At 55.1% G+C, this 22385-nt stretch carries 16 protein-coding genes; 7 read left to right on the top strand and 9 right to left on the bottom strand.

Annotation, left to right across the window (positions count from 1 at the left end; translation table 11 throughout):
* Window positions 1-513 precede the first annotated feature (513 nt).
* From sstT to J2X14_RS16055, 3 genes are all read right to left on the bottom strand, one after another.
* Complete coding sequence (sstT, locus tag J2X14_RS16065; RefSeq protein WP_352412173.1) at window positions 514-1752, bottom strand: serine/threonine transporter SstT; 1239 nt, start codon at window positions 1750-1752, stop codon at window positions 514-516.
* Between the two features lie 246 nt (window positions 1753-1998).
* Complete coding sequence (locus J2X14_RS16060; protein WP_352412172.1) at window positions 1999-2973, bottom strand: TerC family protein; 975 nt, start codon at window positions 2971-2973, stop codon at window positions 1999-2001.
* Window positions 2974-3233: 260 nt separating this feature from the next.
* Complete coding sequence (locus tag J2X14_RS16055) at window positions 3234-4226, bottom strand: Gfo/Idh/MocA family protein (RefSeq protein WP_352412190.1); 993 nt, start codon at window positions 4224-4226, stop codon at window positions 3234-3236.
* Window positions 4227-4382: 156 nt separating this feature from the next.
* Between J2X14_RS16055 and J2X14_RS16050 the strand changes: the two genes are divergently transcribed.
* On the top strand, window positions 4383-6068 hold the full coding sequence (locus J2X14_RS16050; protein ID WP_352412171.1) for a chloride channel protein: 1686 nt from the start codon (window positions 4383-4385) through the stop codon (window positions 6066-6068).
* Here the strand turns inward: J2X14_RS16050 and J2X14_RS16045 are convergent.
* On the bottom strand, window positions 6065-6568 hold the full coding sequence (locus tag J2X14_RS16045) for a M48 metallopeptidase family protein (protein ID WP_352412170.1): 504 nt from the start codon (window positions 6566-6568) through the stop codon (window positions 6065-6067). The two genes, J2X14_RS16050 and J2X14_RS16045, sit on opposite strands and share 4 nt — an antisense overlap.
* An 84-nt stretch (window positions 6569-6652) precedes the next feature.
* Between J2X14_RS16045 and rlmG the strand changes: the two genes are divergently transcribed.
* The gene (gene rlmG, locus J2X14_RS16040; protein ID WP_352412169.1) at window positions 6653-7777 is read left to right on the top strand and encodes a 23S rRNA (guanine(1835)-N(2))-methyltransferase RlmG; all 1125 of its coding nucleotides are present in this window, start codon (window positions 6653-6655) and stop codon (window positions 7775-7777) included.
* Between the two features lie 36 nt (window positions 7778-7813).
* Here the strand turns inward: rlmG and J2X14_RS16035 are convergent, their stop codons facing one another.
* Window positions 7814-9829, bottom strand: coding sequence for an oxidoreductase (locus J2X14_RS16035; protein WP_352412168.1), 2016 nt, complete (start codon window positions 9827-9829; stop codon window positions 7814-7816).
* 178 nt (window positions 9830-10007) lie between these two features.
* Window positions 10008-13571 carry an ATP-binding protein gene (locus J2X14_RS16030; protein WP_352412167.1) on the bottom strand — a complete coding sequence of 1188 codons (3564 nt, stop codon included), beginning with the start codon at window positions 13569-13571 and terminating at the stop codon, window positions 10008-10010.
* Window positions 13572-14089: 518 nt separating this feature from the next.
* Between J2X14_RS16030 and J2X14_RS16025 the strand changes: the two genes are divergently transcribed.
* The gene (locus J2X14_RS16025; RefSeq protein WP_352412166.1) at window positions 14090-14791 is read left to right on the top strand and encodes a response regulator; all 702 of its coding nucleotides are present in this window, start codon (window positions 14090-14092) and stop codon (window positions 14789-14791) included.
* 69 nt (window positions 14792-14860) lie between these two features.
* Here the strand turns inward: J2X14_RS16025 and J2X14_RS16020 are convergent, their stop codons facing one another.
* Window positions 14861-15580, bottom strand: coding sequence for a purine nucleoside phosphorylase YfiH/LACC1 family protein (locus J2X14_RS16020; RefSeq protein ID WP_352412165.1), 720 nt, complete (start codon window positions 15578-15580; stop codon window positions 14861-14863).
* 614 nt (window positions 15581-16194) lie between these two features.
* Here J2X14_RS16020 and J2X14_RS16015 point away from each other — a divergent pair.
* From J2X14_RS16015 to J2X14_RS16005, 3 genes are all read left to right on the top strand, one after another.
* Window positions 16195-16881 (top strand): carbonic anhydrase, encoded by a 687-nt coding sequence (locus J2X14_RS16015; protein ID WP_352412164.1) that lies wholly within the window; start codon window positions 16195-16197, stop codon window positions 16879-16881.
* Window positions 16878-18353: a SulP family inorganic anion transporter gene (locus J2X14_RS16010; protein WP_352412163.1), complete on the top strand. Its 1476-nt coding sequence runs from the start codon at window positions 16878-16880 to the stop codon at window positions 18351-18353. The genes J2X14_RS16015 and J2X14_RS16010 overlap by 4 nt, the downstream gene beginning before the upstream one ends.
* A 205-nt stretch (window positions 18354-18558) precedes the next feature.
* Entirely contained in the window at window positions 18559-19989 is a 1431-nt protein-coding gene (locus tag J2X14_RS16005) for a GGDEF domain-containing protein (RefSeq protein ID WP_352412162.1), read from the top strand.
* A gap of 69 nt (window positions 19990-20058) precedes the next feature.
* Here J2X14_RS16005 and J2X14_RS16000 read toward each other — a convergent pair whose 3' ends face one another.
* Window positions 20059-20271, bottom strand: coding sequence for a hypothetical protein (locus J2X14_RS16000; RefSeq protein WP_352412161.1), 213 nt, complete (start codon window positions 20269-20271; stop codon window positions 20059-20061).
* A 173-nt stretch (window positions 20272-20444) separates the two neighbouring features.
* On the opposite strand from J2X14_RS16000, the gene J2X14_RS15995 reads away from it, so the two are divergent.
* Complete coding sequence (locus J2X14_RS15995) at window positions 20445-20984, top strand: GNAT family N-acetyltransferase (protein WP_352412160.1); 540 nt, start codon at window positions 20445-20447, stop codon at window positions 20982-20984.
* A gap of 2 nt (window positions 20985-20986) precedes the next feature.
* Here J2X14_RS15995 and J2X14_RS15990 read toward each other — a convergent pair whose 3' ends face one another.
* Entirely contained in the window at window positions 20987-22339 is a 1353-nt protein-coding gene (locus J2X14_RS15990) for an MFS transporter (RefSeq protein ID WP_352412159.1), read from the bottom strand.
* Window positions 22340-22385: the final 46 nt, after the last annotated feature.

Here is a 22385-nt window from a genome sequence, read left to right as displayed (position 1 = left end):
CAGGGCGAAGGGTAAAGCGGGCGGGGCGCATAAACGCACTTAACGCTGTAAGTCATCCAAACGCGACAACATAGCCTGAAAAGGGATGCCTCAAATACCGAAAGCTAAGGTGGCGGGAGGTCAGGGCGAAGGGTAAAGCGGGCGGGGCGCATAAACGCACTTAACGCTGTAAGTCATCCAAACGCGACAACATAGCCTGAAAAGGGATGCCTCAAACACCGAAAGCTAAGGTGGTGGGAGGTCAGGCCGAAGAGTAAAGCGTCCCGCGCCAGGGATGGTGCGGGTCGAGCTGTCAGGGATGACGTTGTTTGCGTCTTTACGATCGGCCTGACCTCCTGCCGCAGACACCTCGCTGTAAGAGGCGTCCCAGTCCCAAAAGCCGCAGCGATAAAACCGCAGACACCTCGCTGTAAGAGGCGTCCCAGCCCCAAAAGCCGCAGCCACAAACCGCCCCACAAAAAAAGGCGGCCCAACGGCCGCCCTCTCATTGCACTACTTCACAGCCATCCACGATCAGCTAAGGCTCTTCGCTGCAGCACGCTGATCTTCCGCCTGACAAACGGCGGCGGTAAACAGAATATCGGTAGATGAATTCAGCGCGGTCTCCGCCGAATCCTGCAACACGCCGATAATAAAGCCCACCGCCACCACCTGCATGGCAACATCATTAGGAATACCGAACATATTACAGGCCACCGGAATCAGCAGCAGCGAGCCGCCCGCCACGCCGGATGCGCCGCAGGCGCATAGCGAAGCCACCAGACTCAGCAACACCGCGGTCGGCACATCAACATGAATGCCCAGCGTATTCACCGCCGCCAGCGTCAGCACGGTAATGGTAATCGACGCGCCCGCCATACTAATGGTTGCACCCAGCGGAATAGACACCGAATAGGTATCCTCATCCAGATTCAGCCGCTTCGCCAGCGCCATATTCACCGGAATATTCGCCGCCGAACTGCGGGTAAAGAAAGCAGTCACGCCGCTCTCGCGCAGGCAGGTAAACACCAGCGGATAAGGGTTACGACGAATCTTCCACCACACCAGAATCGGGTTAAACACCAGCGCCATCAGCAGCATACAGCCAATCAGCAACATAAGCAGATGAGCATAATCCCACAAGGCAGAAAAACCGGTAGAGGCGAGAATCGAGGCGACCAGGCCAAAAATCCCCAGCGGCGCACAGCGAATCACAATACGCACCACCCAGGTCACTGCGTCAGACGCATCGTTCAGCAACTGCTTAGTGGTATCGCTGCTGTGACGGAAAGCGATACCCAAACCAATCGCCCATACCAGAATGCCGATATAGTTGGCGTGCATCAGCGCATCAAACGGATTTGCCACCATGCTCATCAACAGGCCGTTTAACACCTCCAGAATGCCGGAAGGCGGAGTGATCTCCGTTTGCGCCGCGCTCAGGGTCAGCACCTGCGGATAGAGATGGCTGCACACCACGGCGACCACGGCGGCAAAAAAAGTACTCAACAGATAAAGCAGAATAATCGGGCGAATATTACTCTTATGCCCTTGCTTGTGGTTGGCAATTGAGGCAATCACCAACACCAACACCAGCAGCGGCGCGACCGCCTTCAGCGCACTAACAAACAGCGTGCCGAACAGGCCTACCGCCAGCGCCGTATCTTTTGAGAACCAGGCAAGCGCAATACCGGCTACCAGGCCAATCATAATTTGTTTTACCAGACTGCCGCCAAACAGGCGCGCAATCAGCGTGGAAGAACGTTTTTCCATCGTCAGAACCAATAATAGTTATTGTGTCCGCCGCGGCTTTATAAGGCCACGAACGGCATGAGTGTTTGCCTGGGGGAGTATAAGGAAATGCGATGGCAGGAAAAGAAGAAATTATGGCTATTAGGGCGCGATCGAATTTTTTTATTTCTGTTTAATGGAATTGTGACAGTGATTACAATTGCTTCATTTGGTCTGAGCAAAATAATCAACGGGACGCTAAGCGTCCCGCAGCATATTACTTTGTTACTACGATTTACTGATTTTACCGCGATCTTTTCGGTGATTTACCCAGGTATTAATCAGCAGCGTCAGGCCCAGAATGGTGCCTACCACCGTCAGGGAAATCGCCACCGGGATATGCCAGATATCAACAACCAGCATCTTAATACCGATAAAAATCAGCACAATCGCCAGGCCATACTTCAGCATCGAGAAACGCTCCGTCACGCCCGCCAGCAGAAAATACATGGCGCGCAGACCAAGAATGGCGAACAGGTTAGAGGTCAACACAATAAAGGGATCGGTGGTCACGGCAAAAATAGCCGGGATACTGTCAACGGCAAAAATAACGTCGCTCAGCTCCACCATAATCAGCACCAGCAGCAGCGGCGTCGCATAGAGCAGGCCGTTGCGCCGCACGAAAAACTTCTCGCCTTCAAGGTTATCCGTCATGCGTAAATGGCTGCGCAGCCAGCGCACCACCGGCTTATCACCCACTGAATGCGCGTCATCCTCCTTGCTGAACGCCATTTTAAGGCCGGTAAGCAGCAGGAAAGCGCCGAACAAATAGAGGATCCAGCTAAACTGGGTCACCAGCCAGCTACCGGCGAAAATCATAATGGTACGCAGCACAATGGCGCCCAGCACGCCGTAAATCAGCACCCGCCGCTGATAGGCGGCCGGTACGGCGAAATAGCTGAACAGCATCAACCAGACAAAAACGTTATCTACCGCCAGCGCTTTCTCCAGCACATAGCCGGTCAAAAACGCCATGGTTTGCGTATTGGCTATTTCACGACTGCTGGAGCCATCGAGATACCACCAAAATGCGGCGGCAAAAAGCAGAGAAACGGAAACCCAGACCAGCGACCAGACAGCCGCTTGCTTAAAGGTCATGGTTTGTGCGCCGCGTCGCCCTTGTAAAAAGAGGTCGATCGCCAGCATGATCAGTACCACAACGGCAAAGCTGCCCCAGAGTAATGGTGTGCCAACGGTTTGCATAAATAATATCCTGTCAGTAAACAAAAACGGCTAACGTTGAAAGACGTCAGCCGTGCTGTTTATTGCAAGCAAAGCCCCGCCTTCCGGCAAGGTCTCACTTACAACGCGGAATGCATTCCGGGTTGCCCGATGACCGGATGCGTAACGCACCGTAATGACGATCAATCGGCTAACAAGTTACTCCCCTTTGCTGTAAAAAAAGATAGAAGGGCGCAGGGCAATAAACAACGGCGCTGGAGTCATATTTTGAAATATTTACATTAATTAGAATTGTTTACTTTATCGGCCGGGAACACCACGCCGGTTTGTCGGCGAATTTCTGTCAGCAGACGCGCCGTGCTGCGTGCCAGCGCCACGCCGGGATGCATAATCTGCCGCCTGGCAACCAGCCCGGCGAAATGCTCTGCTTCATCGCGCATGGTGTTGCTGTGCTGCACCGGCGACAGATCCTGCGCTGCGCCGCCGCGTGGGATAAAGGTGATGCGCTGCATCTCTGAGAGTTTCTCTATCACCAGCGAGCCCGCTTCGCCCTGGATCTCACTGGGTATCTGCGAGTCACTGACTTTTGAATGCAGCAGCGTGACGTCGAAATCGCCGTACTGCATGATCACTGAACCGTGTGCATCGACGCCGCTTTCCAGCAAGGTGGCCTGCGCCTGCACCTGCTGCGGTTCTCCCCACAGCGCCAGCGCGCTGGCCATGCAGTAATAGCCAATATCCATGATCGAACCGTTAGACCAGCGTGGATCAAAGGTGTTGGGATGCTCGCCGTTCAGGTAACGTGGATAGCGGGAAGAGTATTGGCAATAGTTGAACAGGGCCTTACGCAGCCTGCCAAGCTGCGGCAGCGTCTGCTGAATAACCTGAAAACCAGGCAGGGCGGCGGTTTTAAATGCCTCAAACAGCACCACCTGATGTTCTGCGGCACAGGCGAGCATGTGTTCGACTTCCTCCAGGTTAGAGGCCAGCGGCTTTTCACAGATCACATGCTTGTGATGACGTATAAACAGCAGCGCCTGTTCGCAGTGCAGGGCGTTGGGGCTGGCGATATACACCGCATCGATCTCCGTGCTGGCGGCCATCTGTTCCAGTGAAGTAAACAGATGTTCGGCCGGACAGCTTTTAGCAAATTCCTGCGCCTGTTCCAGCGTGCGCGAGTAAATAGCGGTCAGCGCCATCTTTCCGGTTTGCTGTGCGGCCTCGACAAACTGCCGGGTAATCCAGTTAGTGCCTACAATAGCGAAGCGAATCATAGAATTCCGACTCCAGAGCCTGAATAAAGAAGAGCAGAGTACCATGCGCGTTGGGCTGCGCCACGGCAAAGCGCGGTTGCTGATTTGATCCTGCGATCCGCCTTCCAATATCATGGTCTATTCCCCAATAGAGCAACCGCAACAGAAGGATGCGATGTGAGCGTTAAACATGTTCTTAACTGGACCAGTATTCTGGTCGCGATCCCGGTAGGCTGCGCGGCATCGCTGGTAACGCTGGGCTTCCGTCATCTGATTGAATTAATTAACCAGTTACTGTTTCATACCGATCGCGACATTACCGTGGCGATGACCGTCTGGCCCTGGTATTGCTGGCCGCTGATTGTCGGGCTGGGTGGCGTGGTTGCCGGTTTTTTTCTGCGTTATGCCATCAGCCTGGAGCGCCAGCAAACCAGCAAAACTGACTATCTGGATGTAATTAACGCCCGGCTGGACGCGGTGCCGACCAGAACCTCGCTGTTCCGTGCGCTTTCCTCGATCGCCAGTATCGGCAGCGGCGCGTCAATTGGTAAAGAGGGGCCGATGGTGCAGCTCTCCGCGCTGTGCGGCAGCCTGCTGGGGCGTTTTTGCTTTAAATCTACCGCGATTAACAACAGTGAAATTGTGGCGATGGCCGCCGCTGCCGGTCTGGCCTCGGTTTATCATGCGCCGCTTGCCTCGGCGATTTTCGTCGCGGAGATCGCCTTCGGCATCACGGCGCTACAGCGGCTGATCCCGCTGATTATCGCGGCGGCAACGGCGGTAATGACCATGTGGTCGCTGGGCCTGCGCAACGCGCTTTATCCGTTTGCTGACGTACAGTTTCAGCTGGATGCGACCACGCTGCTGCTGACGGTCGCCGTCGGCCTGCTATCCGGCCTGTTGGGCTGGCTGCTGATTAAAATGATTGGCCGCAGCAAAGCGCTTTTCGCTTATATCTCGTCGTTGCCGCTGCGCCTTGGCCTAGGCGGCCTGCTGGTGGGGACGCTGGCGCTGGTCTCCACCGATATCCTTGGCAACGGCTATGAAGTGATTGTGAAGATTATGGCGGGAGACTATCTGCTGCCCGCGCTGCTGCTGTTGCTGGTATTGAAAATGAGCGCCACGGCGCTGTCGGTGGGATCGAATGCGGTGGGCGGCCTCTTTACCCCTTCGCTGCTGGTGGGCGCGCTGCTGGGGGTGATTATCGCCACGCTGGGGCAGCAGGCCGGGCTGCCGATCGGCAATACGCTGCTGTTTGCGGTGGTGGGCATGGCTGCGGTGCTGGCGGCGATCAGTCAGGCGCCGCTGATGGCGATGCTGATGGTGCTGGAAATGACGCTCAACAGCAGCCTGCTGTTTCCGGTGATGATCGCCGCCGTGCTGGCAGCGATGGTGGCCTGGCGGCTTCAGGCCAGCAGCACCTATCCGGTAGTAACACAGCATTTTAATCGCGCCGACGCCAAGCTCGATTTCGATAACAGCATTATTGAGCAGCTTATTGTGCCGGGCGCCGCTTTACAGCCGCATGAGTCGGTAGGGCGCGCACTGGCGGTCAGCTCGCTGAAAAAAGAGCGCTATGTCTACGTGATTAACGATCTTGGCCATTTTCTTGGCGTGGTGTCGATTCACGACATTTCACGCAAAATTCTTGACCATGAAATTACGCTCGATTCGCCGGTGATTCTGGTAATGGATGCGCAGTTTCCCTGCGTGTTTCGTAATCAAACGATCCGCGAGGGATGGGAAGCCTTTGCTCAGGTGACGCTGGAGCGCCTGCCGGTATTAAACAACCCGCAGGAGCGCAAATATCTCGGCGCATTGACCAAAACCAGCCTGATAAAAAAAGCGAAAGATTTTATTTAACCGGCGTTGCCCTGCAGCGCCTGGTGCGTCAGCCAGAGGCGGGTATCAAACTCCAGCTGATGATAATCTGGCTCCATATGACAGCAGAGCTGATAAAAGGCTTTGTTGTGTTCTTTCTCTTTAATATGCGCCAGTTCATGCACCACGATCATGCGCAGAAAGGCTTCCGGCGCCTGGCGGAACAGCGTAGCGACGCGGATCTCCGCGCGGGCTTTCAGCTTGCCGCCCTGCACCTGGGAAACCGCCGTGTGCAGGCCGAGGGCATGTTTGATGACGCGGATTTTGCTGTCATAGATCACTTTATTCAGCGGCGCGGCGTTGCGTAAATAGCGGTTTTTTAACGCCAGCGTGTAGTCATACAGCGCTTTATCGCTGGTGACGCTGTGCATGGCGGGATAGCGCTGTTGTAACACTTCGCCAAGGCGTTGCTGTTCGATAAGCGTTTGCACCTGGCGCAGCAGCGTTTCAGGATAGCCCTGTAGATAAATTAATGACGACATGACGCGGCTCGAATAAAAAGGCAGTATACTGCGCCCCCGCTTTCGGGGCGAAAAGATGCGCAATAGTACCACGCCGAGGAATCCATGAGCCAATTAGAACTGAGCCAACGTACGCTGACCTTACACCGCTTTCCGCGTATGCAGGAAGAAAACCCGCTGCAGGCGTGGGACTCCGCCGACGAGTATCTGCTGCAGCAGACGCTGCCCGCGTCGGAAGAGGGGCCGCTGCTGGTGTTTAACGACAGCTTCGGCGCGCTCGCCTGCGCGCTGGATCGCCCGCTCTACAGCATTAATGATTCATGGATTAGCCAGCAGGCGACGCGGCAAAACCTGCGCGATAATGAGTTGGATGAGGATCGGGTTACGCTGCTGGACAGCATGGCGCCGCTGCCTGCAGCACCCGCCTGCGTGCTGATTAAGATCCCCCGTACGCTGGCATTGCTGGAGCAGCAGTTACGCCAGCTGCGCGAGGTGGTGACGCCGGAAACGGTGATTATTGCCGGTGCGCGCGCAAAAGATATCCATACCTCTACCCTACAGCTGTTTGAACGCATTCTTGGCCCGACGAAGACCTCGCTGGCGTGGAAAAAAGCGCGCCTGGTTTACAGTACCTTTGCCGCTCCGGCGCTGAAACCGCAGGCGGAGACGCTGAGCTGGCCGCTGGAGGGTACGCCGTATCAGATCCATAACCACGCGAACGTCTTTTCCCGCGGCGGGCTGGATATTGGCGCGCGTTTCTTTATGCAGCATCTGCCCGATAATATCACCGGCGAAATCGTTGACCTCGGCTGCGGCAACGGCGTGATTGGTTTGCTGGCGCTGGAAATGAATCCGCAGGCGGAAGTGCATTTTATGGATGAGTCCTGGATGGCGATTGCTTCCAGCCGCCTGAACGTTGAGCTGAACCGCCCGCAGGATATGGCGCGCAGCCACTTTCAGGTGAATAACGCGCTCAGCGGCTTCCCGGCGGATCGTCTGCATGCGGTGCTGTGTAATCCGCCTTTCCATCAGCAGAGCGCGATTACCGATCATATCGCCTGGCAGATGTTCCGCGACGCGCGGCGTTGTCTGCAATATGGCGGCGAGTTGCGTATCGTCGGCAACCGCCATCTCGATTATTACCGCAAAATGAAAAAGCTGTTTGGCAACTGCACCACCGTCGCCTCCAATAACAAATTTGTGGTGCTGCGTTCGGTGAAGCTGCGTTGAGATGACGCGCGCTTGCCGTAGCCTGAATGTTGCTGGTCAGATGCTCAGCGCCAGTTCCGTTCCCTGGGCGATGGCGCGGCGTGCATCCAGTTCCAGCGCCACGTCCGCGCCGCCAATAATATGCAGCCGCTTACCGGCTGCCTGCAGCGGCGCGGCCAGCGTCCGATCGGGATCCTGACCGGCGCAAATAATCACGTTATCCACCGGCAGCGTAAGCGCCTTGCCGTCGCGCAGAATATGCAGCCCCTCGTCATCAATGCGCTGATACTGCACGTTTCCCCACATCTCTACGCCGCGCGCCAGCAGGCTGCTGCGGTGGATCCAGCCGGTGGTTTTCCCTAACCCGGCGCCTGGCTTGCCCGCTTTGCGCTGTAACAACCAGATCTGACGCGGGCTGTGAACCGGCTGCGGCGTGGTAAGGCCGCCGCGCTGCTGTAAACTTTTATCGATGCCCCACTCCTGACAAAAGACGTCAATGCTCAGGCTGCTGGCACGATCGTGGTGGCTGAGATAGCTGGCGGTATCGAAGCCGATACCGCCCGCGCCGATAATCGCGACCCGCGCGCCAACCGGCTTTTTATCGCGCAGCACATCGAGATAGCTCAGCACCTTGTTATGCGTGACGCCTGCAATCGTCGGCATACGCGGCACGATGCCGCTTGCCAGAATCACCTCGTCAAAATCGCGCAGCATCTCCGCGTCGGCCCGACAGTTCAGGCGGAGATCGACCCGATAGCGCTGCAGCTGGGTGCGGTAGTAACGCAGCGTTTCATTAAACTCCTCTTTGCCGGGGATCTGGCGCGCCACGTTAAACTGGCCGCCAATGGCGCTGGCGGCATCAAACAGCGCGACCTGATGCCCGCGCATGGCGGCATTCACCGCAAAGGCTAATCCGGCGGGGCCAGCGCCGACCACCGCCAGCTTTTTCTGGCGGCTGGCAGGCGTGACCGGCATCAGCGTTTCATGGCAGGCGCGTGGATTCACCAGACAAGAGGTGACGTGACCGGCAAAAATTTGATCGAGACAGGCCTGATTACAGCCGATACAGGTATTGATCTCGGCGGCGCGGTTAGCCTGCGCCTTGGCGACAAAGGCGGCATCGGCGAGAAACGGGCGCGCCATTGAGATCATATCCGCACAACCCTCATCCAGCAGCCGCTGCGCCACGTCCGGCTGGTTGATACGGTTAGTGGCGATCAGCGGTAGCGTGACCTGCTGTCGTAACAGACGGGTAACCCAGCCAAAAGCGGCGCGGGGAACAGAAGTGGCGATGGTGGGAATACGCGCCTCATGCCAGCCGATGCCGCTGTTGATAAGCGTCGCGCCCGCCGCTTCGATAGCCTGCGCCAGCGCGATAGTCTCTTCCAGCGTATTGCCGTCCGGCACCAGATCGAGCATCGATAGCCGATAAATAATAATAAATTCAGGCCCGGTGGCGGCGCGTACCGCCTGCACAATACCTACCGCGAAGCGCATGCGGTGCGCGAAGTCGCCGCCCCATTCGTCATCGCGCTGGTTGGTGCGCCGCGTGAGGAATTGATTAATCAAATAGCCTTCCGACCCCATAATTTCTACGCCGTCATACCCGGCCTGCTGCGCCAGCGCCGCGCAGCGCGCAAAATCGGCGATCAGCTGCAGGATAGCGGCATGGCTCAGAGCCTGCGGAGTAAAAGGATTGATGGGCGCCTGCAACGGCGAAGGCGCGACCAGCGCAGGCTGATAGCTATAGCGGCCTGCATGCAGGATCTGTAAGGCGATTTTCCCGCCGTGCTGGTGAACCGCGTCGGTGACGGTGCGATGGTGCGCCAGTTCGGTATCCGCGTTCAGCACTGAGCCGCCCGCCACGACCACGCCTTCAGGGGAAGGGGCAATCCCGCCGGTAACGATCAGCGCAACGCCGCCTGCGGCACGTTCAGCGTAAAAAGCGGCCAGCCGCGCCGCGCCGTCTGGTCGCTCTTCGAGACCGGTATGCATCGAACCCATCAATATGCGGTTTTTGAGCTGGGTAAAGCCAAGATCGAGCGGATCGAAAAGCGATGGCGTGGTCGACATAGAGCTGCTCACCTGAATGTTAAATTATTGTTGTGTGGTCGGATGAGTTGACTGTAGCGTTCAGGCTAAGAAAGAAAAGCAGCAGCGGGTCAGGCTGTGAGATGTATCAAAAAAGCGGCGCGCCAACGGCAAAACGCCTGCCCCGGTGGCGGGCAGGCGGTACAGAGAGAGGGTGCGATCACGGCTGATTCAGCGCGCGCTGCTGGCTAAGCAATATGCCTTCCAGCACCTGCACTTCATTTATTACTTCCTGACGCAGCTGATCAAGCTGTGCGTCACTGCTTTCGCTCTCTTCTAACTGCTGACACAATTTTTCCAGCCGTTCGGCATTCAGCAGCCGCGCGCCGCCTTTAAGCGTATGGGCGAGGGTAACGATGTCAGCATGCGTCTGACATTGCTGTAGCTGTGCCACCAACTGACGATGGCTATCAATCGCGCTGGTAATTAATTTGTCGCAGGCGGCTGGATCGACATCGCTCAGCTGCTTAAGCAGCCCATTGCCTGCCACGACCGATACTCTGGCAGGAACCGAGGTAGAGATAAAACTACGAAGGGTATCGATATTCGCCGGTTTAAACAGGCAGCAATTCATTCCGGCATCGACGCAGCGCTGCTGGACCGACTTTTCCGCTGCGGCGGTTAGGCCAACAATCGGCACCGGCGGCAGGCCCTGTTCCGCTTCGCGCTGGCGCAGCGTGCGGGTCAGGGTAAAACCATCCATATCAGGAATATTACAGTCGGTGATAATGATATCGATGCTGTTTCTCTGCTGCTCCCAACAGGCCAGCGCCTGACTGGCCCGTTCCGTTTCAATTACCTGATGACCAAGGTATTTTAGCTGTTGCGCAAGCAGCAGACGGTTTGGCGCGTGATCCTCCACAATCATAATACGCATCCCGCGGCTCGGGTTATGCTGTTTGTTTGCCTGCTCCACCTCCGCGATGGTTTCGCACAGCGGTACGCAAAAACTAAAGGTAAACACGGAGCCTGCGCCAGGTTCACTTTCCACGCTGATCTCGCCGCCCAGCAGGTGCGCCAGATGGCGACAGATACTCAGGCCAAGGCCCGTTCCCGCCTGCTGACTTTGTCGGTCACCCGCCTGAACAAAAGGATCAAAGATCTTGTGCAGTTCATGCGGGCTGATGCCGCAGCCGGTGTCGCTCACCTTCAGAACGTAGGAGCCGCGTTTATTGGCCAATTCGCTGGCGTCCGGCTGCTGATACAGCGCGATTTCTACTTTACCCGCATGGGTGAATTTCAGCGCATTGCTGAGTAAGTTAGCGACGATCTGATTAAACATGGTGGCATCAATCAGGACGTTGGGCTGCACCACGCTGATCGACTTACGAAACGTCAGATCGCGCATTTCGGCTTTGCTGTGAAACAGAACAAATAGCTGCTCGACAATGGTCACCAGATTGGTCGGCGTCGGGTCAGGCTCCAGAACGCCTGATTCGATTTTTGATAGATCCAGCACGTTGCCAATCAGATTTTGCAACACGATGGCGGAATCGTGAGCGGCGGTGATATTCGGTCCAAGCGGCTGAGGCGAATGACGCATTTCCAGCTCCAACAGGCCAATAATGGCATGAAGCTGAGTACGGATATCGTGGCTGGTATTCGCCAGAAAACGGCTTTTAAACTCGTTCGCGCGATCGGCCTCTTCTTTGGCTTTCTCCAGCGCATTGAGCAACTCATAACGTTCAGTAATATCCAGCCAGCCGCCAATCACCCCGACAATATTGTCCGCATGATCGCGATAGGGCAGCGCCCAGTGCAGGGCATAATATTCGCGCCCCTGATAATGCAGATTCAGATCCTGCACCAGCGGCTTGCCTTCCTTAAAGGTCTGTTCATAAATCTCCTGAAAACGCTGCCTGATTTCAGGCCCGGCGGTCAGCACATCAAGCGCCGTGCCCAGCATCTGTTCACGCGGCATCTGCAGGAAGTCGACGTAGGCCTTGTTACAGTGCAGCAGGCGCATCTCGCGGTCGCGTACATACATCACTACCGGTGATTCATCAAACAGCGTATTGGTGAAGGTTAACTGGTTTTTTAGCGTCTGTTCTGCCTGGGTGCGCTCGCGAATAACGCGTTGCAAATGCCGGTTCCAGAGCAGCACCAACAGCGTAAGCAAACCGACGCCCAGCGTGACCTTAATAATCGCGCCACGGTAATATTGCCAGTAATCGTTGCTGTCGCCATGACGCGCGTTCTGCCAGCGCAGCACGATCTTTTCCCGCGTTTCCCGTGAGATATCCAGCAGGGCCTTATCAATAATGTTCATTAACTCTACGTTTTCCGGCTGGGTTGCCATCACAAAACGTGCGGGCCGGTTGCCCAGCGTGCGGCTAATTTTCAGATGACCGGCGTAATGGTTATTTAACTGATAATCGGCAATGATTTTGGGCTGAATAATGGCGTCAACTTCGCCCTTTGCCAGTAATTCAAACGCCTGGCGTGCGTTCTCTACCACATGGATTTTGTTGCTCGGATGCTGCTTTTGTATCCAGCTCAGCATCGGACTGCGTTTTTCAAGCGCCAGCGACTTTCCCGGCGGCGTCGACAGCGACCACGCGGGATCGTCATTATTTTTTTGCACCAGCACCCACGGTGTGACGATATAAGGACGCGAATAGATCAGGTGGGGATCGTGATGATCCGGCTCCAGCTCCGCCAGCCGAAGCGCCAGAATATTATGATCCTGGGCTGCGAAAGGCTCAGGGTAAACAAACTTGATACCGGTGCGTTCACTGATCAGCTGCAGAAGCTCGGCTTCAATCCCGCCAGGCTGATTATCATCATTGACCATCGAAAGCGGGGCGATATGCCAGTTTGGCACCACCGGAATCACCGGATGTTGCCGTAGCCAGATCTCATCTTCCGCATTAAGCAGCAGCGGATTAGCTTTAAGTACAAAAGTTGAATCCAGCCCCCAGTTGGTGGCGATGCGCAGGCGGCCCGCCAACGGAATATGCCGCAGCGCGATATCTATTGCCTTAGCCAACTGCGGCTGGTTTGCCGAGACGCCAAAAGCAAGGTTCATGTCGGGAACCGATCGGCTGGCGCTCAGGTTAATGCGTCCGCTGTAGCCATAGCGTCGGATAAATTCAATGCTGGCGGCGCTGCCCCACATGGCATCAGCCTGACCAAAGGCGACGGCGGCCAGCGCCAGTTCCGCATCGCGATAATGCTTTAGCCGCGCATGAGGAAAATAATCTTGCAGCTGAGGGCCGAACGTTGCCGCTTCGGTCCAGGCCAGCACCGGTTCCGTGGCGCTGGCAAAATTAACCGGGGTGCGATCGTTTTGCGCGATAATCGGCCGATCCAGCAGCCAGGGCGGCGTGGCGATAACGCCTTCGGTGCCGTGTAGATGTGGGTTATAAAAGGCCAGCATATCCAGCTGCTGCGCTTTAAGCGCCTCAATGGCTTCCGCGGGCGTCGCATACTGCGTGATCTGCAACCTGACGTTCAGCATCTTTTCCAGCGCGGCAAGATAGTCCGCCGCGATCCCAGCGAATTTTCCTGGTTCCATATTGTGATAAATCGGTGGGTGCGGCGGCCCCGGCACACCCACACGCAGCTGCTCGGGGTAATTGAACCGGTTTAATTCTTTAAGCTCTTCTTTAATTGGAACCACTATATCAGTATGCACTTGTAGTTCTAATTGAGGGAGTTGCGCAAGAACAGGGAAATTAACAATAAATAAAACAAGGTAAAAATATAAATTCCTTTTTATCATTAGCGTCGTCCTGAAACTTTTATGTTGCAAAAAATGAATAAATGGCGGGGAGTAACTTCTTATTTGGGATGGTTTTTTATTTGCGACTTTACTGAGGATAATAGGTTTTTTCCTGTGTAAAGAATAGCGGCTTCAACATATGTTATTTATTTTGAGACGTTTCTTGTATTAAGAAGCCGTGTTTGTTCTTCGCGCAAACAGGCTTCAACCCTGATGAAACAGGGTATCAGTGCGCTTATTTTTATGCTAAAAGTATCAGGAATTGTCTCAGGTCTCTATGCCTTGTTTGGGGCGCCGTGCCCGCTCGGTAAGCTGGGGGCAGCGGCCGAAATTAATCTTTCTGGTTATTGTTAAGCGTATCTGTTCGCTTAAGGAAAGCACAAGAACGCATTTAATAATCGAGAGAGTAACGATAGATATTAATAAAATCTGGCCAAGTCTTTGCGTCCGTTCCCTGACGGCACGTACTTAATTGATTTATGCGTATACTCATCGGTAATGATTCAAGGAGTGAAGAGATGACGAAAACGAGCGCCCGGCCGTTACGGGTAGCGTTACTGGACGATCATCCTATGATTCGCACAGCGTTTGAGATCTGTATTAATGCTGAGCCGGATATGATGCTAATCAACGCTTTTGGCTCCAGCCAGCAGCTGTTTACCGAGCTGCCAGATTTACAGCTTGATGTGTTAGTGCTTGACTTCTTATTAGGCGAAAAGGAATTGGATGGCCTGGCCTTGATCAAGCAACTACGCAATCACTATCCCCGCTTAAATATCCTTATTTCGTCCGCCATGGAAAGCCCGGCGGTGGTGAAAATGGTGCTTAATGCGGGCGTGAAAGGTTTTATCGGTAAAAGCCAGGACATGAGTGAAATGATCCAGGCCATTCGTCAGGTTGGGCATGGACGTAACTGGCTTTCACGCGATATGGCCTATGAGATTGAAGATTTGTATGTGATCCATGAAAATCTCAGGAACCCGCAGGCAGGAAATAATCAAAAGGGCGGCCTGTATGAAAAGGTAAAGTTGCTTAGCCCGCGTGAGGTGGAGGTTATTCGTTGCTTTCTTAACGGCATGAGCGTTTCGCAAATCGCCGTTAAATTTAAACGCAGCCGCAAAACCGTAAGCGGGCAAAAGCAATCGGCATTGAGAAAGTTGGGGCTGCGTTCCGATAGCGAACTGTTTAAATACAGTAATGACCTGCTGTCACGATCCTGATGGGTTTGCTGACGTGGGATTATCAGCCTGCCTGGCGATCCCACGTTACGCAGTAATGCCAGACGGCCCTTACGCCTGGCGCTGGATCCAGGAATAACGTAAGGCGTAACCGTCAGAAAAATGTGAGTTACGGCGATAGCTGGATTGCGGTTCGGCATTGCAATAGGTACAAACCGGCAACACCTCGATGTGTGCTGCCGGTATTTTCATATCCAGCAGCATCTGCCGCCCGAGCGCCGGAAGATCGAACCAGATCCCCTGATTTGTTGGCTTTGCCTGCGGTCGCACCGCGCGCGGATTAACCGGCTGCGTAACAAACCACTGCGGCGCGGTTACGCGTGGGTTCGCGGTTATCGTCTGCAACATATCTTCACCAAGCTCGTAGCAGCAGGGCGCAATGGCTGGGCCTATCGCCGCAAACAGGCTGTCGGGCGTTGCGCCTAATGCCAGTAATCGGTTTACCGCCTGCGGCAACACGCCTGCCAGCGCCCCTTTTAATCCTGCATGTACCGCCGCAACATGATGTTGCCGCGTATCGGCAATCAGCACGGGCAAACAATCGGCGGTATACACGGCGACCGGACGCGAGTCGGTTGCGATAACGCCATCCGCTTCGCATTGTTTACGTGGAAAAGCCTGTTCAGACATCACCACCGTCGGGCTGTGTCGCTGATGACCACAGGCGCTCTCTTCAGGCGGCGCCATGCCAGCGGGCAAAAAAGCATGTTCCAGCCAACCAAGAGAAGCCAGCAGGGCAGAGGTGCGAACAGGAGCGCCATCATTTTGCATAAATCATCCTTACAGGGAGCCAGCGACTAACCGGTAAGCCCTCATTAAACAGGATGCGGCGTGCCCTGGCTACCGGGGCGATCCGATTAATTTTTATGCCGCCTTAGGTAAATAAACGCAAAGTGTTTACGGCAGCTTTAGGGATAATCTCCGGCAAGCATTATTGCCTGCGCGTTTAGCGCCACAATCGGCTTATTGATTGCATGCGTTATTATTTCCGTGCGCATAGCCCAACAGGACCGGCATTTATTAGGCCGTCATTGTTTTTTCTTATAGTAGAAAATAAAAAACAAGGCGGGTAAAAAATGAGATGCAATACTCGTAATGAGATATGCGTCTATTTAAATATAACCTTTTTAACTGCAGGTGTTTAATCGTGGGTGAATAACTAAAATAACACAACCAATTGTTTATAATGGTTATTTTTTATTTTATGCTATTAATTGTATGGCAAGGGTTAATCCTCCTATTTACCCGTTTTATACATTCGCTTTAGATAAAATTACATTTAGCTTAACAGGGCTGTAATTGTTTTTTCACAATCTGCTAATTATCATAAAACGTGGTACTGCTTATTTTACCGGGGCTTTATTTAAACCTTCCGGTATTTCCTGATGAAGTTTAACAGTCGCCCAGGTTTGCCTGTATTTATCCGAACGGAGACGACGATTTTGACGACCCTGAAACCCCTGTTAGCGAAAAACCGTAGTTGGGCATTACAAAAAACGCAGCGTAACCCGCGCTATTTTGAACGCTATTTGCATCAGCAAAAGCCGCACTCGCTGTGGATTGGCTGTTCAGATAGTCGCGTACCGGCGGAAGTATTAACCGGTGCCGATCCCGGAGAGCTGTTTGTGCATCGCAATATCGCCAATATGGTGGTAACCGATGACGATAACTTTATGAGCGTACTGCAATATGCGCTGGAGTACCTTGAAGTAAAACGCATCGTGCTGTGCGGACACTATGGCTGCGGAGGCGTACAGGCCGCCGTCGCGCTGCCTGAAAGCCCGCTGGCGCAGGAAGATTCCCCGCTGTCGCGGCGTATCGCGGCGCTGCGCAGAGCGTTAACGAACGGGCTGGCAACGTTTAACGCCGCCGATGGGGCGGATAGCACGCGCCTTAACCAGCTGGTTGAGGCGAATGTGCTGGCGCAGTTTGCCACCCTCGCGGCCAGCGGCCCGGTGCGACAGGCATGGCGTAGCGGTAAGGAACTGGATCTGTTCGGCTGCGTTTATGATCTCCAGTCAGGGCATTTAACCGAATTAATTCAGCAATCTGCAGAGGAAACATCGTCATGAATGTGAAGACGCTGCGGCAGGATTTGCCTGCCGGCCTTGTGGTGTTTCTGGTGGCGTTGCCACTGTGTCTGGGTATTGCTCAGGCCAGCGGCTTACCGCCGTTTGTTGGTCTGTTAACCGGCGTCATCGGCGGGCTGGTCGTTACCTCTTTTAGCCCTTCGCGCTTTGCAGTAAGCGGCCCGGCGGCGGGCCTGGTGACTATCGTGGTCGCCTCTATCGCCTCACTGGAATCCTTCTCCGCCTTTTTGCTGGCGCTGGTGCTGGCGGGCGTGATTCAGGTGGTGCTTGGCCTGCTGCGGGCCGGACGTTTTATTGCGCTGGTGCCCGGCAGCGTGATCAAAGGTATGCTGGCGGCGATCGGTATTTTGTTGATTATGCAACAGATTCCGGTTGCGCTCGGTGCCAGCGGCGAAAGCGAACTGCGCGCGCTTTTTAGCGGCGAGTTTAATTTTTCCAGCTCCGCGATTATGGTTGCCGCGGTGGGGTTGCTGATCCTCTGGGTCTGGACCACGCCCTTGGTGAAAAAGGTCAAGGCGCTAAGCTGGATCCCTGGCCCGCTGATTGCCGTGCTGTTTGGCGGGCTGGCAACCGTGTTTGGCGAGCGGCTACAGCCGGAGTTTATTACCAACCTGCCGCGGATTTCGCTGCCGAAATTCGATAGCCTTGGCGCGCTTGTAGCCGAGCTGGAAAGGCCGGACTGGGAGGCGTGGCGTAATCCGTCGGTATATGTTGTCGCCGTTACGCTGGCGCTGGTTGCCAGCCTGGAAACGCTGCTTAGCCAGCAGGCGCTGAACAAACTGCGTCCGCAGAATCCCGCGCCGTCGCCCAATAGAGAGATGGTGGCGCAGGGCATTGGTAATACGCTGGCTGGTTTTCTTGGCGCGTTGCCGATTACCGCCGTTATCGTGCGTAGCTCAGTGAACGTCAGCGTAGGCGCACAGAGCAAAATCTCTATTTTGCTGCACGGCGTGCTGCTGCTGATATGCGGCCTGTGGTTCAGTGAGTTGCTGAACGTGATCCCGCTGGCAAGCCTGGCAGCGGTGCTGCTGTATACCGGCTATAAGCTGGCGACGCCGCGTCTGTTTGTCGATCAAATCCGCATGGGCGCGCAGCAGTTTGTGCCGTTTATCACTACCATTGTCGGCATTATCGCGTTTGGCATGCTGGCCGGGATTGGACTTGGCATTGCCACGCAAATTCTGTACAGCGTTTATAAAAGCCATCGTAACGCGATGCATCTTACCCGTTACGATGATCACTACGTATTGCGCCTACAACAAAACCTCACCTTTATGCATAACCCGCGTTTGCAGAAGCTGCTGGATAAGATCCCGGAGAACAGCGTGGTGATTGTCGATCACGACAATGTGCATTATCTTGATCCGGACGTTAAAGCGGTGCTGAAAGATTTCGGCGAAAAAGCGCCGCGGCGCGGTATTCGTCTTAATCAGTGGCCGGTAGCGGTAAAATAGCGCTCTGGTTAACCTTTACAGGCACGCAATGCGTGCCTGTTTTATTTTTACGACTGAAGAAGATTCATCCTGACGATGGCGCACGTCATGATAAGATGCGCCGCTGCGCCAGAATCACATTGGCACGAAGGATAATATGCCGTCTTAATAGATCCGCCGATGGATGGTCTGGACGACAAGATCAACGTAACAGGTACGTTCGGCTATGCGATTCACGTTTTTTGCTAAAGATAAACCGTTTAATAATGCTCTTATTCTGTTTGTTTTTACGCTCTTCTTTTGTTTCATTGGCGGTCACCTACGTCAACCTGCGGAGCTGTCGCTGTTCTGGCCAATCAATGCGCTGTTGACCGCTATTTTTGTGCGTTTTTCCTGGCTGCATCGCCCACGCTACTATCTGGTGTGCTACAGCGCGATGGTGGTTAACGACGCGCTTTTTTCCGGCTGGACGCTCCCCGCGTTTACCCTGAACGGCGCTAATCTGCTGTTTATTTTAGTCGCCGTCGCTATGCTGATTCAGCGGCCCGGCCTGATTAACGCTTCGAGCCGGGTAAAAAGCGCGCTGAGTATCTTCCCGGCCTGCCTGCTGGCTTCCGTCGCCTGCGCCAGCTGGGGCGCGCTGGCGCAGGGGCTGCTGGTCAACGAACGCTTTCTGCTGGCCTGGAGCGACTGGCTGAGCGAACAGTTTTCTACTGGCGTCCTGCTGCTGCCCTTTTTACTGACGCTGCCGCGCCGACCTTCGCTGCTGTCAACGCTACGTCGCTGGCAGCACTGTTTACCGATCGGCGCGCTGATGGTATCGATCGCCGCTGCGGCGGTAATTGGCGGCGGCGGCAGCCTCTCATTTCCCGTTCCGGCGCTGATCTGGTGCGCCATTAGTTATCCGCTGTGGCTGACCAGCGGGCTGACGCTGTTAACCGGCATCGGCGAGATTATTTTAGTGGTGCATGGCGTGATGAATATTCAGGGAGACGACAGCCTGTTGCCGCTGGGGCATCTCGCCTCTGCACGCCTGGGCGTGGCAACGGTGGCGATTAGCCCGCTGATCGTCGCGGTGAGCATGGAGTCCATCAGGCAGCTTAATCATCAGCTGGCGCTACGGGCTAATCACGACTTTCTTACGCGTCAGCTTTCGCGTTCCGGCCTGTATGAACGCCTGCATCAGCTGGAGAAAACCAACGCGCTGCGATCGCGCGCTATCGGCGTTTTGCTGATCGATATCGATTATTTTAAAGCAATTAACGACAACTACGGACATGATGCGGGCGATGCGGTGTTGTTTGACGTTGCGCAGCGTATGCAGCAGGTCGTGGGATCGGCAGGTCTGGTATGCCGTTTCGGCGGAGAAGAGTTTTTAGTGCTGCTATTCGATTTAAACGATCGGCAATTGCTGGAGAAAGCGGAAACCATTCGCCAAAGCATTATGCAGCAGCGAGTGATGCTGCGCGGCAGCGCCGTTGCCGTTACCGTAAGTATCGGCGTAGCCAGCGGCAGCCTGGAAAACGGCAACGTCAGCGAGTCATTTAACCGGTTGGTTTCTGCGGCGGATAAACAGCTGTTTATCTCAAAGCGCAACGGGCGCAATCAGACCACGCCGCCGATTGATGAAAACCCGGTGGCTGACGCGCTGGCCTAACCTCGCAAGAAAAAACCGCAGCAGCTAACCTGCACTGCTGCGGGGTCAGAATGGGGTACAGATTCGGGCTTAAGAACGAATATAACTACGAATAACGTCAGCGATGGCTTTGTTCGCTTCCCGACCATTGCGGTGTTCGACTTCGGTTGCCAGGTTTTCCAGATATTTATTCAGCTTGCCACCGGTAGGGACATTACCGAACGTAATCAGCATCTGGACAATTTGACGCAGCGCCAGCAGCTCCAGCGACAGGCGTTCAACAACAGGATCTTTCTCAGACATACAGACTCCGGCAGAGACATTTCTTTTCTGGGAGATATCATACGCGGCTGCGCATTTTTCAATCGGTTAAAAAGAGAGGATAAGCAGCACTATTTTGTTGCGCCCGCGCCAGGATTTACCTGCCGACGCCTTTTTTGTTAAGGTTCAGCCAAGCTAACCGAACGGGGAAAACCATGCAGATCGATTCACCGCGCCTGACTTACCACCCCATCACTGAAAACGACTGGCCGTTTTTCCTCGCGCTGAATCAGGATCGCAACGTGATGCGTTTTGTTGCCGATCCGCGTGACGCCGACGAGATCCGTCGGGTGGCTTTTAACGTGCGTTTACCGCGCTGGCAGCCCGGCAGCAAGCATTGGCTCTGTGTGGTATTACGGGATAAAGCCTCAGGCGAGCCAATAGGCGTAAGCGGCTTTATCGATCGCGGGCAGAACACGGCGGAGGTGGGGTTTCTGCTAAGCGCCGCCTTTCATGGTCGGGGTTACGGCACGGAATCGCTGCGGGCAGTGTGTCAGGCGGCTTTTGCGCTGGGCTTTAGCAAGCTCACCGCGATGGTGACAACCGGCAATCTGGCCTCCAAAGCGGTGCTGGAGAAGGTTGGTTTTATCCAGGAGGATACGCTGCGCGAGAGCTATTACCTTAACGGCCGCTGGCAGGATGACTGGGTGTTTGGGCTGTTGCCGCCAGCTGGGCCAGCGGCAACGCAGGGTTAGCTTCAGGCCGGGCTGCTTGCCTCCACGCGTTCAAAACGCCGGGCAATCACCAGATAAGCGATCACCGCCAGCACGCCGTGGGCGGCGACAAACCATAGCGCATCGGCAAACGAACCGGTCACCGAGACCACATAGCCAATCACCAGCGGCGTGATGATACCGGCAATATTGCCGATACCGTTAAAAACGCCGCCGCACAGGCCAATCATATTTTTAGGCGCCACGTCGGAAAGCACTGCCCAGCCCACGGCGGCAAAGCCTTTGCCAAAGAACGCCATCGCCATCAGCATGATCACTGCGCTGTTGCTGTCAACAAAGTTAGCGAAAACCAGCAGGGTGGAAAACCCCATGCCAAGCACGAACGGCGTTTTGCGCGCGCGCGAAGGATGCACGCCTTTACGGATGAGCAGATCCGATAAATAACCGCCGAGGATGCCGCCGGTAAAGCCGCAGATGGCGGGCAGCGCCGCAACCCAGCCCGCCTGCATGATGGTCATGCCGCGCGCCTGGATAAGGTAAATGGGAAACCAGGTAATAAAGAAATAGGTGAGGGCGGTAATACAATACTGGCCCAGATAAATAGCCCACAGGTTACGGTTATTAAACAGGCATTTCATCTCACGCAGCGTGGTGGGTTTGGCATTATTTTTGCGCTCGGCTTCTAAATCTACCAGCGCGCCACCCTCTTTCATCAACGCTTTCTCGGCGGCGCTCAGGCGCGGATCGCTGTGCGGCTCGCGATAAAAAGCAAACCAGACAAATGTCAGCGCAACACCCAGCGCGCCCATCCAGATAAAGACATGCTCCCAGCCAAGCGAATGGGTCAGCCAGGCCATAATCGGGGTAAATACCACCACGGCCATATACTGCCCGGAGTTAAACAGCGCGGAAGCGACGCCGCGTTCGCGCGTCGGGAACCAGCAGGAGACAATACGCGAGTTCGCCGGGAAAGCGGGCGACTCCACCAGCCCGAGCATAAAGCGCATCAGGAACAGCGTCATGGCCGCCAGCGAGCCGGTCAGGCCAATCCAGCCGACCGTGCCTTGCAGGGCGGTAAAAATCGACCAGAGCAGCAGACTACAACCATACACGCGCCGGGCGCCAAAGCGATCCAGCAGCCAGCCGCCGGGAATCTGCCCAAGCGCGTAAGCCCAGGCAAAGGCGGAGAAAATCATGCCGAGCATCAGCGGATCGAGGCCCAGCTCTTTTACCACTGAGGTTCCCGCGATCGACATAGTGGCGCGGTCGGCGTAGTTAATTACCGTAATAATAAAAATTAACGCTAATACCCAGTAACGATGATGGCCTATACGCATCGCATGGCTGGCAGGTACATCAAGCTCTTTGCTGCTCATAGCTACCTCGCTATTTTATTTTTCAGGTAGGGTCAAAGGGGTACGC

This window comes from Mixta sp. BE291 (assembly GCF_031457955.1).
Taxonomy (GTDB): domain Bacteria; phylum Pseudomonadota; class Gammaproteobacteria; order Enterobacterales; family Enterobacteriaceae; genus Mixta.
This window is presented reverse-complemented; position numbering and strand designations above follow the sequence as displayed.

Coding starts and splice junctions, on each gene's coding strand:
- sstT (WP_352412173.1), bottom strand. CDS start 1,752: ATGGAAAAACGTTCTTCCACGCTGATTGCGCGCCTGTTTGGCGGCAGT.
- J2X14_RS16060 (WP_352412172.1), bottom strand. CDS start 2,973: ATGCAAACCGTTGGCACACCATTACTCTGGGGCAGCTTTGCCGTTGTG.
- J2X14_RS16055 (WP_352412190.1), bottom strand. CDS start 4,226: ATGATTCGCTTCGCTATTGTAGGCACTAACTGGATTACCCGGCAGTTT.
- J2X14_RS16045 (WP_352412170.1), bottom strand. CDS start 6,568: ATGTCGTCATTAATTTATCTACAGGGCTATCCTGAAACGCTGCTGCGC.
- rlmG (WP_352412169.1), top strand. CDS start 6,653: ATGAGCCAATTAGAACTGAGCCAACGTACGCTGACCTTACACCGCTTT.
- J2X14_RS16035 (WP_352412168.1), bottom strand. CDS start 9,829: ATGTCGACCACGCCATCGCTTTTCGATCCGCTCGATCTTGGCTTTACC.
- J2X14_RS16030 (WP_352412167.1), bottom strand. CDS start 13,571: ATGATAAAAAGGAATTTATATTTTTACCTTGTTTTATTTATTGTTAAT.
- J2X14_RS16025 (WP_352412166.1), top strand. CDS start 14,090: ATGACGAAAACGAGCGCCCGGCCGTTACGGGTAGCGTTACTGGACGAT.
- J2X14_RS16020 (WP_352412165.1), bottom strand. CDS start 15,580: ATGCAAAATGATGGCGCTCCTGTTCGCACCTCTGCCCTGCTGGCTTCT.
- J2X14_RS16015 (WP_352412164.1), top strand. CDS start 16,195: ATGAAGTTTAACAGTCGCCCAGGTTTGCCTGTATTTATCCGAACGGAG.
- J2X14_RS16010 (WP_352412163.1), top strand. CDS start 16,878: ATGAATGTGAAGACGCTGCGGCAGGATTTGCCTGCCGGCCTTGTGGTG.
- J2X14_RS16005 (WP_352412162.1), top strand. CDS start 18,559: ATGCGATTCACGTTTTTTGCTAAAGATAAACCGTTTAATAATGCTCTT.
- J2X14_RS16000 (WP_352412161.1), bottom strand. CDS start 20,271: ATGTCTGAGAAAGATCCTGTTGTTGAACGCCTGTCGCTGGAGCTGCTG.
- J2X14_RS15995 (WP_352412160.1), top strand. CDS start 20,445: ATGCAGATCGATTCACCGCGCCTGACTTACCACCCCATCACTGAAAAC.
- J2X14_RS15990 (WP_352412159.1), bottom strand. CDS start 22,339: ATGAGCAGCAAAGAGCTTGATGTACCTGCCAGCCATGCGATGCGTATA.